This is a genomic window from Embleya sp. AB8 (assembly GCF_049739465.1).
In the GTDB taxonomy this organism is placed as follows: Bacteria; Actinomycetota; Actinomycetes; order Streptomycetales; family Streptomycetaceae; genus Embleya.
The window spans coordinates 23,245-39,248 of the sequence record NZ_JBMHHY010000002.1 but is presented as its reverse complement, the minus strand read 5'-3'; the positions used below and the strand labels follow the sequence as shown (position 1 = coordinate 39,248).

Annotated in this window: 15 protein-coding genes, 1 tRNA gene and 1 pseudogene; 13 read left to right on the top strand and 4 right to left on the bottom strand. The window is 68.2% G+C overall.

Annotation, left to right across the window (positions count from 1 at the left end; translation table 11 throughout):
• Nucleotides 1–74: 74 nt before the first annotated feature.
• From ABIA38_RS03070 to ABIA38_RS03030, 9 genes and pseudogenes are all read left to right on the top strand, one after another.
• Nucleotides 75–1,331: a tetratricopeptide repeat protein gene (locus ABIA38_RS03070; RefSeq protein ID WP_424636809.1), complete on the top strand. Its 1,257-nt coding sequence runs from the start codon at nucleotides 75–77 to the stop codon at nucleotides 1,329–1,331.
• A 77-nt stretch (nucleotides 1,332–1,408) separates the two neighbouring features.
• Nucleotides 1,409–1,879, top strand: a complete 471-nt coding sequence (locus tag ABIA38_RS03065) for a GNAT family N-acetyltransferase (protein ID WP_424636808.1) — start codon at nucleotides 1,409–1,411, stop codon at nucleotides 1,877–1,879.
• Nucleotides 1,880–2,008: 129 nt separating this feature from the next.
• A complete protein-coding gene (locus ABIA38_RS03060; RefSeq protein ID WP_424636807.1) occupies nucleotides 2,009–2,191 on the top strand; it encodes a DUF397 domain-containing protein in 183 nt (60 codons plus the stop codon).
• 74 nt (nucleotides 2,192–2,265) lie between these two features.
• The gene (locus ABIA38_RS03055) at nucleotides 2,266–2,454 is read left to right on the top strand and encodes a DUF397 domain-containing protein (protein ID WP_424636806.1); all 189 of its coding nucleotides are present in this window, start codon (nucleotides 2,266–2,268) and stop codon (nucleotides 2,452–2,454) included.
• A gap of 118 nt (nucleotides 2,455–2,572) precedes the next feature.
• The gene (locus ABIA38_RS03050) at nucleotides 2,573–2,929 is read left to right on the top strand and encodes a DUF397 domain-containing protein (RefSeq protein ID WP_424636805.1); all 357 of its coding nucleotides are present in this window, start codon (nucleotides 2,573–2,575) and stop codon (nucleotides 2,927–2,929) included.
• A 733-nt stretch (nucleotides 2,930–3,662) separates the two neighbouring features.
• Nucleotides 3,663–3,971, top strand: a complete 309-nt coding sequence (locus tag ABIA38_RS03045) for a hypothetical protein (protein WP_424636804.1) — start codon at nucleotides 3,663–3,665, stop codon at nucleotides 3,969–3,971.
• Nucleotides 3,972–3,980: 9 nt separating this feature from the next.
• Nucleotides 3,981–5,633, top strand: a complete 1,653-nt coding sequence (locus ABIA38_RS03040; protein ID WP_424636803.1) for a hypothetical protein — start codon at nucleotides 3,981–3,983, stop codon at nucleotides 5,631–5,633.
• A gap of 6 nt (nucleotides 5,634–5,639) precedes the next feature.
• Nucleotides 5,640–6,032, top strand: coding sequence for a hypothetical protein (locus tag ABIA38_RS03035; protein ID WP_424636802.1), 393 nt, complete (start codon nucleotides 5,640–5,642; stop codon nucleotides 6,030–6,032).
• Nucleotides 6,033–6,049: 17 nt separating this feature from the next.
• Nucleotides 6,050–6,232 (top strand): annotated as a pseudogene (locus tag ABIA38_RS03030) (ABC transporter ATP-binding protein); the annotation flags it as partial.
• 699 nt (nucleotides 6,233–6,931) lie between these two features.
• Here the strand turns inward: ABIA38_RS03030 and ABIA38_RS03025 are convergent.
• Nucleotides 6,932–7,528 carry a CGNR zinc finger domain-containing protein gene (locus ABIA38_RS03025; RefSeq protein WP_424636801.1) on the bottom strand — a complete coding sequence of 199 codons (597 nt, stop codon included), beginning with the start codon at nucleotides 7,526–7,528 and terminating at the stop codon, nucleotides 6,932–6,934.
• 232 nt (nucleotides 7,529–7,760) lie between these two features.
• On the opposite strand from ABIA38_RS03025, the gene ABIA38_RS03020 reads away from it, so the two are divergent.
• Nucleotides 7,761–9,116 carry an MFS transporter gene (locus ABIA38_RS03020; RefSeq protein WP_424636800.1) on the top strand — a complete coding sequence of 452 codons (1,356 nt, stop codon included), beginning with the start codon at nucleotides 7,761–7,763 and terminating at the stop codon, nucleotides 9,114–9,116.
• A 27-nt stretch (nucleotides 9,117–9,143) separates the two neighbouring features.
• Here ABIA38_RS03020 and ABIA38_RS03015 read toward each other — a convergent pair whose 3' ends face one another.
• Complete coding sequence (locus ABIA38_RS03015) at nucleotides 9,144–9,635, bottom strand: MarR family winged helix-turn-helix transcriptional regulator (RefSeq protein WP_424636799.1); 492 nt, start codon at nucleotides 9,633–9,635, stop codon at nucleotides 9,144–9,146.
• A 313-nt stretch (nucleotides 9,636–9,948) separates the two neighbouring features.
• Here ABIA38_RS03015 and ABIA38_RS03010 point away from each other — a divergent pair, with 313 nt between their 5' ends.
• Entirely contained in the window at nucleotides 9,949–11,589 is a 1,641-nt protein-coding gene (locus tag ABIA38_RS03010; RefSeq protein ID WP_424636798.1) for an MFS transporter, read from the top strand.
• A gap of 188 nt (nucleotides 11,590–11,777) precedes the next feature.
• Here ABIA38_RS03010 and ABIA38_RS03005 read toward each other — a convergent pair whose 3' ends face one another.
• Complete coding sequence (locus ABIA38_RS03005; RefSeq protein ID WP_424637172.1) at nucleotides 11,778–13,142, bottom strand: MFS transporter; 1,365 nt, start codon at nucleotides 13,140–13,142, stop codon at nucleotides 11,778–11,780.
• 269 nt (nucleotides 13,143–13,411) lie between these two features.
• Here ABIA38_RS03005 and ABIA38_RS03000 point away from each other — a divergent pair, with 269 nt between their 5' ends.
• Both ABIA38_RS03000 and ABIA38_RS02995 read left to right on the top strand, forming a co-directional pair.
• Entirely contained in the window at nucleotides 13,412–13,861 is a 450-nt protein-coding gene (locus ABIA38_RS03000; protein ID WP_424636797.1) for a winged helix-turn-helix transcriptional regulator, read from the top strand.
• Nucleotides 13,862–14,042: 181 nt separating this feature from the next.
• Nucleotides 14,043–14,115: transfer RNA gene (locus ABIA38_RS02995), tRNA-Lys, on the top strand.
• Between the two features lie 67 nt (nucleotides 14,116–14,182).
• Here ABIA38_RS02995 and ABIA38_RS02990 read toward each other — a convergent pair.
• Nucleotides 14,183–15,910 carry an LCP family protein gene (locus ABIA38_RS02990; protein ID WP_424636796.1) on the bottom strand — a complete coding sequence of 576 codons (1,728 nt, stop codon included), beginning with the start codon at nucleotides 15,908–15,910 and terminating at the stop codon, nucleotides 14,183–14,185.
• Between the last annotated feature and the right edge of the window lie 94 nt (nucleotides 15,911–16,004).

Genomic DNA, 16,004 nt, shown 5'->3' with positions numbered 1-16,004 from the left:
TACGGCACCTGTTGCCAGGGGCGCGCATGTCCACGTCAGGACCCGGTCGGTCCCGGAACGAAGCTTTCCGGTCGATGCGTTTGGAACGAGGCGAGCCACCGGCCGAGTTCTCGGCTGCGATGCGTCGTGCCGGACTGGAGATCGGGGTAAACCTCGGGACGGACGCGTCCTACGTGGGACGGATCGAATCGGGTCGGATCCGATGCCCGAACTACGCAATCGAGCGGGTGTTGCGTCGATTGCTTCCGGGCCGGGCGTTGGAGGATCTCGGCTTCGCCGTCCCGGAGCGGCGTCGACGCGTCTCGCAACCCAGCAAGACAACGAACGAAGAGGAGGAGGCCGTGAATCGCCGTCACTTTGTCGCCGGTAGCACTTCTGTGATGCTCGGGGGCATAGCCCCGCCGGCCACCGCCGGCGCAGCGGGGGCGACCATCGGGCAGCGGGAGGTGCGCCAAGTTCGCGACGCGGTGACCAGGATCCGGACTGCGGATGATCGAAGGGGATCCGCGACCGACCTGTGTTCTGCGGCGACCAGCAGCCTGCGCCTCGCGTACCAGTGGCTCAACGAGTGCGCCTTCTCGGAGCAAACCGGTAAGGACCTCCAGTCCGTTGCCGGCGAGTTGGCCATTTCCGTCGGATGGTTGTGCCATGACGCGGGACGTCTCGCGGATGCACGCTCCTACTACGCCGAGGCCATTTCCGGCGCGCGCATGGCCGACGATTCCCGACTTGAAGCCCATGTCTTCTGCAACATGTCGTATCTGGCACGGGACGCCGTGCGGCCACGCGAAGCCATCCGCACGGCACAGGTCGCGCAGAGTGTGGCCGCCGATTGGGCGACCCCACGGCTTCGGTCGCTGCTGGCGCTGCGCGAAGCGGGTGGATGGGCGGTGCTGCGAGATCGCCCGGCCTGTGAGAAGGCGATCCGATCGGCGCACCGTTACTTCGAACAGGGGCCGCAGGATGAGGATCCCGAATGGATGACCTTCTTCGGAGCAGCCGAGATGGCGGGCTTGGAAGGCCAGTGTTGGACGGCCCTGGGAGATCCGCGCCGAGCCGCAGCCCAGTCGGCTCAGGCGGTCATGCTCCAGGCGCCGGAGTTCGTCCGTAACCGTGCTTTGTATGAGGCCCAGCAAGCTCTCGACAACGTGGCATGCGAGCAATTCGATATGGCTGCCAGTGCCGGTGAACGTGTGCTCGTAGATCTGACGCAAGTGCGATCGGAGCGGGTTTCACAGATGGTCGGGAACGCGGTCAACGCGCTCCGCCCGTATGAGCATGTGCGCGAAGTTCGGGTCTTTGTCGAGCACTTCGACGCGGTCTCCGCCTGACGAATCGGAGTGTGAAGTGAACCGGATAGACCTGCACGTGTTCGGTCCGTCCGAAGTCTCCGCGATGGCTGACGCCCTTGGCCGACCTGTATGCCGAGGCGTACGCCGAGCGATTGCACCGCCGATTCGAGTCCGTGGCGGCATTTCGTCAACGCCTCGAAACACACGTGCGGAAACCGGGCTTCCGACTCGTCGGCTTGATGGCGAACGGCGACATCATCGCCGATGCGTACGGGTTCGAAGTCGTTACTCCCGAGACATGGTGGGGCGATCAAGTCCCGGACTGGGTACCGGAGGAGGTCAATGGCGGGACTCTTTTCGCGGTCTGCGAAATGATGGTCCGACCCGCTTGGCGGCGACAAGGACACGCTCGCAGCTTGCACAGCGAGCTACTGGCAGGCTCTCGAACCGACTTCGCCCTGTTGTTCGTACGGAAGGACAACACGAGCGCGCGACGCGCTTACGAGCGGTGGGGGTACCGGCAAATTGGTTCCCATCAACCGGAGTTCGACGCACCCGACTTCGACGTGATGTTGCTGCGACGCTGAAGGGCAGCGGCGGGTCGACGTTCGGCAGCGTCGTCTCTGCCGTCGGCCGACGACCCCGTGTCGGGCCGCGTAGCGGCGGGCCTTGGTGGCGTCGGTCGCGTTCATGGAATTGGTACGTAAGGAGCGGCGGTGACAGCTTTGCAATGGCGCACATCCACCTACAGCGGTGCACAGAACGAGTGTGTGGAGGTCGCACCCCTGCTCGTCGACGGGGGTACGGCTGTCCGCGACAGCAAGGATCGTCGCACCGGCATCATCCGTACCGATGGGCCCGCATGGTCCGCTCTGGTGGCCGGCCTGAAGCGCGTTTGACGTACAAGAGAGAGGCCGCCTTGCCCGAGGCGGCCTCCGTCTCCGAAGTGTAGGTACGAGGCGAGGAGAGACACATGCAGTCGTTCGATGTGAACGCAACGCCGTGGCGCAAGTCGACGTACTCGGGTGGCACCAGTGACTGTGTCGAGTCGGCGGTCATGCTGTCCGGCCGCGCCGGCGTGCGCGACTCGAAGTGCCCTACGGCCCCTGGGATCGCGTTCCAAGCACAAGCGTGGGCAAGCTTCCTCAGCGCTCAGCGCTGAGCACGACGAAAGCCGCCCCGCCCGGGTGGGTGAGGCGGCCTCGTCGATTCGTGAGCTCCCGAAGTTCCACGGTGGAGAAGACCGGACTTGCGCACCGCCCTCGAAGCACACGGCGGCCATGGGGGCCGCGAAGACGCGAGCGAGGAGACATGCAATGACTCCCGACACGCCAACTCCGACCCCGTGGCGCACGTCTTCGTACTCCGGAGGCACCGCCCAGTGTGTAATGGCGGCTGCTCTCACCGACGCCGGCGCAGGGGTCCGCGACTCGAAAGCGGAGCCCACGGCGGCCGGTCGCACGTTCCACATCGGCACGTGGTCCACCTTCCTCGACCAGGTAAACCGGCTACCGACGCAACCGGAGCACATCGACCTGGCCGCACCGTTTCGCAAGTCGTCGCGTAGCGGCCCGACCAACGACTGTGTCGAGGTTGCGCCGACTCTCCTTCCGGGGACGGTAGTTCGGGACAGTTAGGACCTCGAGATCGGCATAGTCCGTGCCGGCCAGGGGTCGTGGGTGACACTCCTCGCCAATCTGAAGCGCGCCTGACTTACGCAAGAATGCCTCGCCCATGAGGGGCGAGGTGACCTCATACGTCGTCCCTGGTCTACTGCTTCGGTGGCAGCACACAGCCCCGGATCTGTGGTTTCTTGCTGGGTGGGTCGTCGGGGGATCGAACTCGAGCCCGCGGAATATAAGTTGGACAGCGGTGGTGGTAACGGGAGTTGGGGCGGGCAGGGGTGTGCAGTTCTGTCCGGCTCTGCACACCCCTGCGTCCCGCTGATTACGAACCGGATGGCGCCCGTGCATCGGCCGGGAATGCGTTCGTGCCACGCGCATCCTTCGCCATGACAGCGGCATGTCGCGTCGGGGTGGGTGGGGCCTTCGCTACGGGCGTGGAAGGCGAGGTGCTCCAGGTCCTCCGAGCAGCCGACGGCGAACTCGCCGTACCAGTGGGGATCGGCGGGGCATCGCGGCTCGGCGCCCTGGATCTTCGACTGGCTCAGAGCGGGGCCGCCGTGCGCAACGATTCGGATGGTCCACGGCCACCCTGTCACTCCGATCCAGCCACGGTAGCCGGTGCCCCGGCCACCCTCGCAGCGGCTCGGGGATAGCCGTGCCTACCATCCCGGCCTCGACTACGCTGCCCGTAGTAGTCATCGAATGATCACATAGTGTTATCCATGTCGAAAACACGGGGCGGCCCATGTCGGGCGAGGACATCAGGATTGATTCGGCGGACATCCGGTCGGCCATGCCGAAGTTCGTCACGGAGGCCGAGCGGTTACGCGCGGCTGCGGACGCGTTCAAGGCGATGGCGGCCGGGCTCGGCGAGCCCTGGGGCGACGACGAGAACGGTCGCAAATTCGGGGCCACCTTCGCGGCGAACCAGACGGTGATCATCCAGGGCGCCGATGTGCTGGCGCAGGGGGTTGCGAGTATCGCCCCGGCGCTGGAAGCGATGGTGAGCAACACGCTGGATACCGATGACGCCAACGCCAAACGCCTGAGCTGAGGGCCAGGCATGGGCATATTCGGCGATGCCGCTGATCTGCTGGAGGACGGCCTGGACAAGGCCGGCGAGGCGGTCGACGCGGGGCTGGACAAGGCCGGCGAGGCGGTCGATTTCGTCGTCGATCTCGCAGAGGCGGGTCTCGACGAGTGCATGCGGGTACTCAAGGGCCTGGTCAGCCTGGGCGACGAGGCGGTCGAGCAGGTTGTCCGATTCCTGGGGCTGCCGTGGCCCAAGGCGGACGAGGACAAGCTTCGCGAGTTGGCCGGCGGCTACGAGCGACTGGCCGCGGTACTCGACCAGGTCATCGCCGGCGCCTCGGGACCGGCCCGAGGCATCATCGCCCGCAACACCGGTCTGCCGATCGACAACTTCGCCGCGTTCTGGAGCCAGTACGAAGGCAGCGGCCGGAACTGGCTTCCCTCGACGGCCGCTTCATGCCGAGAACAGGCGGCGTCGCTGCGCAAACTGGCCGATGCGGTGCAGACCCAGAAGACCGTCCTCAAGGCCGAGATCCTGGCCGTGGCCGCGACCATCCTGGTCGGCGCCGGCCTGTTGGTCGTTCCGGGCGTCAACATCATCTCGGGTGCCGCGATGTCTGCGGCCACATTCGCTGCCGAGTCCGCCGCGACCGCGTGCGGCCTCGCGATCAGTGCCTCCGTGCTCGAAATCATCGGCACGATCGTCGGCAGCGCAGTTATCGGCGCGGTGACCTCGGTCGCGCTGGACCTCGCAGTGGCCCAGCCGATCAAGATCGCGATGGGCGCGCAGCACGGTCTCACCACGGATCACCTCCTGGAGACCGCCGCCTACGGCGCGGCCGGCGGCGCCGTAGGCGGCACGATGTCCGCAGGCGCCCAACAACTCCCCAAGCTGGTCCTGCCAACCCGCCTCAGCGCCCTCACCGCCTTGACTGCAAAGGCTCCGGCGGCCCTGAACAGCGTTACGGGCCAGGCGCTCGCCGGTGGCGGCACGGCGGCCATCATCGACGCGACCACGCAGGGCAAGGTCAGCCTGCTCGACGTCCTCGCGGGCACCGCGGGCGGTGCCGCCGGCGGCAGGGCCTCGCAAGCCACTGCCCGACCCGGCTCGAGACCAAGCATCACCGACGTCTTGGACGGAACACCGTCCCGCATCGATATGGGTACCCGTCGGCAGCAGGCAGAATTGCATTCGAGGACATCGCGCACGCCCGTACCCCCGGAAGTTCCCGGCGACGCTGCGCTGCGGACCGGGGAACCCATCTATTATCGACCGGAGGCTTCGGCGATCGGGGGCGATCCGGCGACCCGGGGAAACTATGGGAGAGCCGGCAACGTTCCGGGGCTGCACGATGTGGTCGTGCACGGGAACGAAGAAGGATTCTTCGGTCCCACGCACCGGAGAACAGATGGCTCGTATTTCTCGAACGAGACGAACCCTACACATATCGTGGAAGCCATAATCAATAATCCCGACTATGCGGGTGGCCCGGTCCGTTTGATATCGTGTCATTCCGGCGCCGATGCCATTGGTTCACCGCATGGGCCGGCAGCCCAGGAAGTGGCACGCCAGCTCGGCGTTCCCGTCCATGCCCCGACCGATTTGATCGCCCTGGATGCGAAGGGGAATCCGGTTATCGCCAATGGCGGATATTTTAGGATATTCCTTCCGATTATTTCCTAGAAAGAGGTGGATGAGATGAAGATCCTTGGGCTCTACGATGAACTTTGGAAACCTGGAGCCGGGAAATCGATGGGAAGCATCCTCGATGCCCGAGGCGACGACCCGCTTGTGGACGAGGCGAAGATTCTGGCCTATTTGGAGGCCGGGACGTCGTTGTTCGACTTCATGGCGTTCAAGCGGGACGTATTTGGCGGAGAAGAGAATATTCCCGGCGCCGGTTCGCCGATGACCGACGGTGAATGGATCTGGAAGAGAGATCTTCTCTATTATCTGCCCGTATATCACGTTCTATTGAATCCGGATTTTCTGGATCATGTGCGAGCAATCGACTACCGTATGCCCGAAATCTCGGACGAGCGAATCGACGAGCTTTCGCCCATCGTGCTTGATCTGGTGTGACCCCGAGGTTCGATTGCGTGCTGGGGCGGCGACCCGGGACGGCAACCCGGCCGGTCGCGGTGGCCCGCGCGCTGGCCCCCGCACCACGCGTGGTCTTCGCGGACGAACCGACCGGCGCGCTTGACCTGCTCACCGGGGAGCGCGTGATGCGCCTGCTGACCTCGGCCGCCCGGAAGAGCGGCGCAGCTGTGGCGGTCGTGGCGGTGACGGTGCTGGGGCTGCCCGCTCTGTGGCGGCTGATGCGGCCCGAGGGGTTGCGCATGGAGTAGATGCCCGGAGGTGGGCCGAGTGCTGATGCTCTGCCAGAAGGCTTACGCAGCACTGGAGACGGGGTATGGCCCCGGCTCCGTGCCACCGCTCGCCCATCTGACGATCCGTCATGCGTCGTGTAGCGCCGGGGAACCGACGGCTGGAGGGTGCAGGCCGTGCGGCGACCGGTGAAGCGGGTGCTCGCCTGTCGGTGACATGGCGGGCGTCCGAGGGGTCCAGGAACACGCGCAGCGCGGGATCTGCGGTCGAGGTGTGGGCGGTGGGCGGGTCGCGGGCACCGTTGGGGAGATAACGGTAGGTCCGGCTCGACCGGGCCGGGATTCAGCGGCGCACTCCACACGTCCTGCGCGGACGGCGACCGCTGCAGCATCCGGGGATGGACGTGACGGGCCACCGCCGAGAAGCGGACGAACGGGCGGGCGGGATCTGTGTCCAGCAATCTCGAGGGCGGCGTCTGGCCCGACCCGACAAGTACGGCGGTGGCGCTGTTGGAGATCGGGACGGCGGGCTCGTCCGCGAGGTGGAAGGAGTTGGCGCCGCGCGACCGGCTGTCGGGGTGCGATGTACGCGATGTCGGTGTGGGCCGGCTTCAAGGGGCGAGATCGGACCGGCGTTCTTCCCCGGGTGGGCTACGCGCCGCCCGGCAAGTCCTGGGCGGCGTCGTCACGTTCGTCGGCCGGCGGTGCGTGTTTGGCTGCGTAGCGGCGGGCCTTGGTGCGGTTTCCGCATACTCGCATCGAGCACCAGCGGCGGCTGCGGTTTTTGGATACGTCCCAGAAGACCCAGGCGCAGCCGTGCTCGGCGCAGCGCTTGAGGCGGGTGGACTCGCCGCTGCCGACGAGTTCGCTCCAGGCGATGGTGAGTGTGGCCAACGCCCTTGCGGCGGGCGGTAGTTCCTGGGCGGGGACGAAGCCTGCGGGTCGGCCGTCGGCGCCGAGTTCGAATACCAGGGGTATGGCGCGCAACACCTCGTCGGCCTGCCGGACCAGCTCCGGGTCGGGCGCGTCTCCGACGGGTACGCCCAAGGTTTCGCGTAGTCCGGCGCGCAGGCGCAGGGCCCGGTCGTGGTCGGCCGCGTCGATCCGCTCGCCGGTGTCGAGCAGGCCCCGGTCGGTCAGCCACTCGGCGAGCAGGGGTGGGGTGCCCAGGTCGTCCGTGTCGAGTTCGACGTCGAGGGTGTTGACGAATGCCTGGAGCAGGACGGCCGAAGGCGGGGCTTCGAGCATCGGGGGCCTCCGTGTCGGTCCGGGTCCGGTCGGTTCGGGTTCGGGTTCGGGTTCGGTCCATCCGGATTCGGTTGGGTCTGTCCGGCGTTGCCCGGTCGGTCGGGGTTCGGTTGCCCAGTCTACCCCCGGGCTAACCGGCTATCGGGTTTACCGGTTGACGGCGTGCGTGGGTCGGTGTCACGATCCGGATGCACACTAACCGGTCAATCGTTTAGGTAGTTAGGGGTGGGCGATGGCCTTGGAGAGCGGGCCGGTCGAGCGGGAGCGGGAGCGGGAGGTTGATCGCCTGCCGCCGGGCGAGCCGCGCCGGGTCGGATCGCGAAATACCCTCGTGCTGCTGGCCTTTACCATCGTGACGAACCTGGCCGACGGCATCACCAAGATCGCGCTGCCGGTGTTGGCCGCTCGGAATACGGACTCGCCGGCGCTCGTCTCGCTGGTCTCCTTCGCGCTCTCCCTGCCCTGGCTGCTCGTCGCGCTTCACGTCGGCGTGCTCGTGGATCGGGTCGATCGGCGGCGGTTGTTGTGGCTGGCCGATGGGTTGCGGCTGTTGGCCATCGGTGGGCTGGTCGCGATCGCGCTCGGTGGTGGCGTCACCATCGCGGTGCTCGTGGGTGGCGGGCTGGTGTTGGGGGTGGCCGAGGTGATCGCGCTGACCTCGACGTCGGCGCTGATCCCGGCGATCGTGCCGAGGGACGACCGGGAGCGGGCCAACGCGTTGATCACCGGCGCCGAGACGGCCGCCAACGAGTTCGCGGGGCCGTTCGTGGGCGGGCTGCTGCTGGCCGCCGGTACCGGGATCGCGCTCGGGGTGACGTGGGTCGCCTACCTTGCGGCGAGCCTGTTGCTGCTTCTGCTCACCGGGCGGTTTCGGGCGGCCGGGCGGACTGACGTGGACGCCGGTGTCGAGCCGGGCGCGCGGGCGAGTGTGAATCGGGAGATCGGCGCGGGGGTCGGGTATCTCTGGGGGGATCCGCTGCTGCGCACGATGGCGCTCATCCTGACCGTGCTGTACGCGAGTTGGGGTGCGTGGTTGGCGCTGATGCCGTTGGTCGCGCACGATCTGATGCACCTTTCGGCGCGCGAATACGGGGTGGTGCTGAGCGCGTTGGGGGTCGGCGGCCTGCTCGGCGCGGTGCTCGTGGGTCGGCTCAACCGGCTGCTCGGCCATCGGCGGGTGATGTTCGCCGATCTGGTCGGTACGTTCGTGATGATGGTGGTACCGGCGGTGACCACCAACCTGTGGGCGGTCACCGCGGCGGCCTTCGTCGGCGGGCTCGGCGGCACGTTGTGGGCGGTCGACTCCCGGCTGATCGGGCAGAACCTGGTGCCCGAGCGGATGATGGGCCGCTACAGCGGCGCGTCCCGGTTGTTCGGGTGGGGTGCGATCCCACTGGGCGCGGGGCTGATCGGCCTGCTCGCCCAGTGGTTCGGGGTACGGATCGCCTTCGCGGTATTCGCGGTCGCCGTCGCCGGGACGATCCCGGCGTACCTGCGGGTGTTCACCGAGGCGCGGCTGGCTCCGGCGTTTCGGGTGCCGGCGTTTCGGGTGCCGGCGGGGGACGGGGCTGCGAACGGCGTTGACTGAGGCGGGGTTTGGTGGGGCGAGCCGGGCTCAGTGCGGGGGTTCCGGCCACATCCGGCTCGTCGGTGCGTCCGGGCCGTCGACCACGGCGGTGATCATCCGCAGGTTCGCCGCGAATACCGCGGTTTGTTCGGTGCCGATCGCTCGGGTGATCATCTCGTCGGTCTCCTTGACCACCCGCCGGCCCTCGGCGACGCCGGCGCTGCCGAGTTCGGTCAGTTCGAGCAGGACCACCCGCTTGTGTACCGGGTGCGGTCGGCGGACGATCCAGCCCGCGCGTTCCAGTGCGACCATCGCGGTGGTCACGCTCTGTGGGGTGATGTGGTGGGCGCGGGCGAGGTCGGCGGAGGACATCGCGCCGTTCTCGTCGAGCCGGCCGGCCAGGCCGAGTTGGTTGATCGAGACGCCGATCCCATCGAGTCGCTCGTTGAGCAGCCGTTGCATCGACTGCTGCGCGCGCCAGAGCAGGTGCGGTACCTGTTCGCTCCACGCGGCGGGGGCGATTTCGCGGTGGGTGGGCATCACGCGCTTCCTTCTCCGATCTCCGTATGGCCGATCTCCGTACGGCCGGTTTTCGTGTGAACGATCTCCGTGTGGCCGGCGTCGGCACCTGGTGGGGGTTCACCCGCGGGCGCCGCACCCCGTCACCGTAGGGCACGTTGGGCGGCGGTTCGGCATGCGACGCATACGACGCATGCGACGCATGCGACGCATACGACATCTTCGCAGTCCTCGAAGAACATCGCAGTGTGTGGTGATGTTCTCAGGGTGCATACATGTTCGCAGGCTTCTGATAACTTAGCAGCCTTCGGATTACTTGGAAGGCTGCCGCACCATGCCCACGACCGCCCAGAACGCCCAGTCCGCCCCGACCGCCGCAGGTGGCTCGCCGCCGCCGACCTCCGCGGTGGCTCGCCCCGCGCTCACCGTCGTCCTCGCCTGTCTGGGTGTCTTCGCGTCGTACGTGCCCATCGGCGGCGTCGCGGTGTCGCTGCCGACCATCCAGCGCGGGCTCGACGCGTCCACGAGCGATCTGCAGTGGATCAGCGACATCTTCATCCTGCCGATGGCCGCGCTGATCCTGACCTTCGGCCTGATCGGCGACCTGTACGGCCGCAAGAAGGCGTTCCTGGCCGGTCTCGTACTCCTCGCGGTCGGCTCGGCCACCAACCTCACCGCGCACAGCGTCGCCCAGGTCTGGGTCGGCCAGGCGCTGTCCGGCGCGGGCGGCGCGGCCCTGCTCACCTCCAGCCTGGCGCTGATCAGCCACGCCTACCCGGACTTCCGGGCCCGCGCCAAGGCGATATCCGCGTGGGCCGCGGCGCTGGGCCTGGGCATGTCGCTCGGCCCGCTGCTCAGCGGCGCGATCCTCGAACACGCCTCCTGGCGCTGGATCTTCGCGCCCACCGTGCTGGTCTGCCTGATCGGCGCGGCGGTCGCCGCGGTACTCCTGGAGGACTCGCGTTCGCCGCACGGCCGGGCGATCGACGTCCCCGGCCAAATCGCCGCGATCATCGCGATCACCGGCCTGATCTACGGCGTGATCGAGGGTGGGACCAGCGGCTGGACGGGCGCCCCCGTGCTGGCCGCGTTCGCCCTCGCGGTACTCGGACTGGTCGCGTTCGTCGTGGTCGAGCGCCGCTCGGCGACGCCGATGTTGTCCCTCGAACTGTTCTCCTCGCGGGCCTTCACCGGGGCCGGCGTGGTCACCATGCTGACCATGTTCGGCCTGGTCGGCATCGTGTTCTCACTCAGCCTGTTCTTCGGCAACGTCCAGCACCTGAGCGCGCTCGAGATCGCGTACCGCTTCCTGCTGATCAACGGCCTCACCGTGGTGATCGGCCCGATCGTCGGCCGGCTGATGGGCCGGATCCCGTCGGGCGCCCTGCTCACCGGCGGCCTGACGCTCACCGGGATCGGCATGTTGACCCTGAACACCCTGGACCCGAACACCGGATTCGCCGCGCTGATCCTGCCGTTGACGGTGATCGGCGTCGGCTTCGCGTTCGTGATGACGCCGATCACCTCGATCGCCGTCGGCAGCGTGCCGCACCACCTGGCGGGCATGGCCAGCGCGGGCAACAACACCCTGCGTCAACTCGGCGGCGCGCTCGGCCCGGCCATCCTCGGCGCGGTACTGACCAATCGCATCGTCGCCGCGCTGCCGAACCACCTGGCCGACTCGGGGCTGAGCGTCGCGGATCGCGAACATGTCGCCTCGGCGGTCTCCGGCGAGGGGCTGTCCGCAGCGGGCCGGCTGGGCCTGGCTCCCGAGCCGACCGGCAGGGCGCTGGGCGCGCTCGGCGACAGCTTCGCCGACGCGATGCATGTGTGCATGACCATCGCGGGCGTCGGGATGTTCGTGGCGGCGGCGGTCACGGTGCTGATGATCGGGGTGCGTCGGCCGAAGCGGCCTGGGGCGGCCGAGCCGGTGTCGGTTGAGGTGGCCCGGCCCGTGACCTCCGCCCGGGCCTGAGGCCGGGTCTGGGTCCCGCGGCCTGAGGCCGGGTCTGAGTCCGGGCATGAGTCCCCGGGCCTGAGGCCGGGCCTGAGTCCAGGCATGAGTCCCCGGGTCTGAGTCCGGACCTGAGGCCGGACCTGATCCGGGCCGCTCGCCGATCGATCCCGGTGTCGATCGGCGAGCGGCCCTTCCCCCAATCCCGGCTACTTCACCGGGACTTGCCGCCGACGCAGTCCGAACGCGGTGACCACCGCGCCGAGCAGCGCGCCCACCAGCGGCACGATCAATGCGGTCTTGAAGCCGTCGAGTTCCGAACCACCCGCGCCGGCCAGCACGGCCGTCACCGCGGACAGCCCCAGCGCCGCGCCGAATTGGAACGCGGTGTACAACAGGCCGCCGGCCAGGCCCTGTTCGTCCTCCTCGATGCCGTCCGTGGCGGCGATCGTGAGCGGACCGTACGCCAACGCGAAGGCCGTCCCGAGCAGCAACATCGTCGGGAACATGGCCAGGTAGGTGGTGTCCGCCTCGATCGACAGGAACAGTGCGTACGCCAGCGCGGCCAGCAACATCCCGCCCAGGATCACCCGCAGATTCCCGAACCGCTCGACCAGGCGCGGTGTCACCGTCGGGGCGAGTACGGCGTCCGCGCCGACCGCCAGGAGCGCGAAACTGGTCTGCAGTGTCGACCAGTCGCGGACCTCCTGGAGGTAGAACACCGCGACGAACTGGAACCCGAAGAACGACCCGGCGAACAGCAGCGCGCCCAGGTTCGCCCGCACCAGCGCGCCCGAGCGCAGGATGCCAAGCCGAACCAGCGGGGTGGCCGCGCGCCGTTCGGCGGCCACGAAGACGAGCAGCATGACGACACCGCCCGCGAAGACCGCGACCGTCCAACCCCAGCCGTGCGCCGGGTGCTCCAGTCGGACCACGCCGTAGACCAGGAGCAACATCGAGGCGGTGACGCTGATCGCGCCCATCACATCGAAGCTCTGCCCGGTCCGGTCCGGCCGGTCGTCCCGGGGGATCAGGGTCAGCGCGGCCAACAGGATCGCTGCGGCCAGTGCGACGGGGACGAAGAACACCAGCCGCCAGTCGATCGCGGTCAGCAGCCCGCCGATCACCAGGCCCAGCGAGAAGCCGCCCGCGGCGGTGCCCGCGTAGAACAGCAGCGCCCGGTTGCGCTGCGGCCCCTCGGCAAAGCCGGTGGTGATGATGGACAACCCGGCGGGCGTCATGAACGCGGCGGACGCGCCGGTCACGAAGCGCGCGACGATCAACATCCAGCCCTCGGTGGCGAAACCGCCCAGGCCGGAGAAGACCAGGAACACGGTCAGCCAGAACAGGAACATCCGCCGCCGGCCCAGCAGGTCGGCGGTGCGGCCACCGAGCAGCATGAACCCGGCGTAGGCGAGCACGTACGCGCTCATCACCCAACTCACCGCGCCGGTCGACATGCCCAGGTCGTCCCGGATGGTGGGCAGCGCGACATTGAGCATCGCGATGTCGATGCCTTCGAGGAAGATCGCGCCGCAGAGCACGATCAGCACACCCCACGCGCGGACGGTCATCCGGCCGGACTGTCCGGTCTGTCCGGCGTCGTCCTCGGGGGGTGTGTGCGGTGTTCTGGATGCGTTCGCCTCGTCCGGGGTGGGCGAGGTGGTGGGTGAGGACGTGGATGCGGACATGCGGGAGCCCCTTGGGACACGGGTGGGTGGATCGGGATGCCGGGGTTCGGACGGCTTCGCATGGCTTCGCATGGCCTCGGACAGCGTCGGTTCTGCGAACGAACCCGGTTCCCTCTTGTAACCGTCCCCATCCTTGGGCAGCATCGACTTTCATGGAAGAAGGCACTTCAAAGGAACCGACCCCCTGCGCGAGTAACCAGGAGGACTACGACGCCCTGCAATGGGACGTGCGCGAGGGGTGCGAGGTACGGCAGATCCTGGATCGGGTCGCCGACAAGTGGTCGCTGTTGGTGATCGCGATCCTGGAGAGCCGTACGCTGCGCTTCACCGAACTGCGCCGCGAGATCGACGGGATCAGCCAGCGCATGCTCACCGTGACACTGCGTCAGCTCGAACGCGACGGCCTGGTCCGGCGCACCGTGTACCCGGTGGTGCCGCCCCGCGTGGACTACGCGCTCACCCCGATGGGCACCACGCTGCACACCACGATCCGGTCGCTGGTCACCTGGACCGAGGAACACCAGGACCGGATCGCCGAGGCCCGGGCCCGCTACGACGCGCAGGCGGGCGTCGTGGGCGACCTCACCTCCGCGGGGCACTGACCCGGCTCGACCCTCCCCGGCCCTTCCCGACCCTCCCCGTCGGTCGACGGTGCGGGTACGGGCCGCCGCCCGCCCACCATTGCCGCAGGTCACGGCGTGTCCGGGGATACTCGCAGCAGGCTCGGGGCGATACCGGTACTCTGCCGGTGGGCAAAACGCGGATCACCGCGCGACAGCCCTCGGGGCGTTAGCTCAATTGGCAGAGCAGCGGACTTTTAATCCGCGGGTTCAGGGTTCGATCCCCTGACGCCCCACCCGGTGAAAAAGCCGCAGGTCACTTGGTGACCTGCGGCTTTCTGCTTGTTCGGCTGGTTTGCCCGGTCACCACGTGTAGTACGGGACGCCCCTCGAGTCCTTTTCCTGGTTGACCGACATGCAGGCCTTGTCGTCGGAGGCGTTGAGGGCGCCGGCCGTGGTGGGGAGGTCGCCGGCGGCCGGGGGGGCCGGGGTGTTGGCGGCGGGCTTGCCGTTGGTGCCTCCCGCCGGGAAGGTGGGGCCGGATTTCCAGTCGGCGCCGATGGTGAGGGTCAGGTGGGTGGCCTGTTGGGACTCCTGGAGGGCGGCCGGCGGGAGGGACAGGGCGGTGGCCACCGCCTGGGCGGCGTCCTGGGCGGCGGCCGGGTAGGTGAGCGTGGTGGTGGCTGCTCGTTTGGTCGCCGTGGTGTCCTTCACCGTTTTGCTGAAGCCCTGCTTGACGAGTTCCTGGCTCACCGTGCCGGCGCGGTCCCCGGTCGGGGTGCTGCGCACGGTCAGGGCGACCGTGGCCTTGTCCAGCGTCGGGGCGGGCGGGGGCGGCGGGGCGGCGTCCGGGGCGGGGCCGTTCTTGTCGAACGGGGTGTCCGCGCGCAACATCGTCCACATGCGTTCCGCCTCCGGGGCGGGGATCAGGTGGTCCTTGTTTCGCGGGTCCTCGCCGCTGGGCATCGTGGTCGTCGTGATGCGGTTGGTCGGGATCTTGTTCAGTTCGCCGGCCAGGTCGATCAGCTTGTTCAGGCTGCCCAGGCCGTCGTCCACGTGCAGCGCCTTCGTGGCCGCCTCGGCCAGTGGGAAGACCTTGGTCGGATTGGCCAGCGTGCTGGCCTTCTTCAGCGTGCGGACCATCGAATTGAGGTACATGTGCTGGGCCTTCGCCCGCCCGAGGTCGCCGCCGTACTCGAACGCGTGCCGGGTGCGCAGCCATTGCAGCGCCTGGACGCCCTGGATCTTGTGGCTGCCCGCCTCCAGCTTCAGGTGTGAACCCTCCGAGTGCTGGACGCCCTGCCGGTCGACGTAGTTCTTCTCGTCCTTGATGTTCTGTTGCACGCATACCTCGACGCCGCCGACCGCGTCGGCCATCGACACCACGCCGGAGAAGTCCACCATCATGAAGTGGTCGATGTGCACCTTGGTGAGGTTCTGCCAGGCCGCGACCACACAGCCCGGGCCGCCTCGGCCCAGGCTGTCGGCGATGCTGTCGTTGATCGGTTCGTAGCGCTTCTTGGTTTTCGGGTCGGTACACGCCGGGATCGCCACGCGCGTATCGCGCGGGACGCTCACCAGCGACGCGTTGCTGCGGTCGGCCGATACGTGCAACAACATCTGCACGTCGGCGTTCGCCACACCGCCGTCACCGCACGCCCCGCCCAGCTTGCAGTTCTCCGCGCTGTCCCGGCCGTCCGAGCCCAGGAGCAGGATGTTCAGCGGGGTGTGCCCGAATGCGTCCGGCTTGGGCTTGGCTATGTCGCCGTCGCCCGAATTGCGTTCCGAGGACTGGATGTTGCCGTTGAGGTGCTCCCAATAGGCCCACCCCGCCGCGCTGATCAGCACGAGCACCGTCGCGACGACGAGCGCGGTGATCTTCAGCTTGCGAAACCGCTTGGGCCGGCGCCGCCCGCGAGGGCCCGAAGTGTCGTCGTCCGTCGCCGAGTTGCGCCCGCCGCGCCGGCGGGCCCGGGCCTCGGCCCGCGTCCCGGCCTTGGCCGGCGAAGGCGTTCCCGCCTCCGACCCCGATTCGGAGCCCCGGGCCGGCCCCGGATCCGTGTCGTCGCCGGTAAGCCCGCGGTCTGCCATCGAACCTCGCCGTCGTTCTCGTCAGTCCTGTGTCGGCGCGTCCCGAGGACGGCCGAGCAGGGGATTCCGTGAAGGACGGTATCGCCTGACCGCT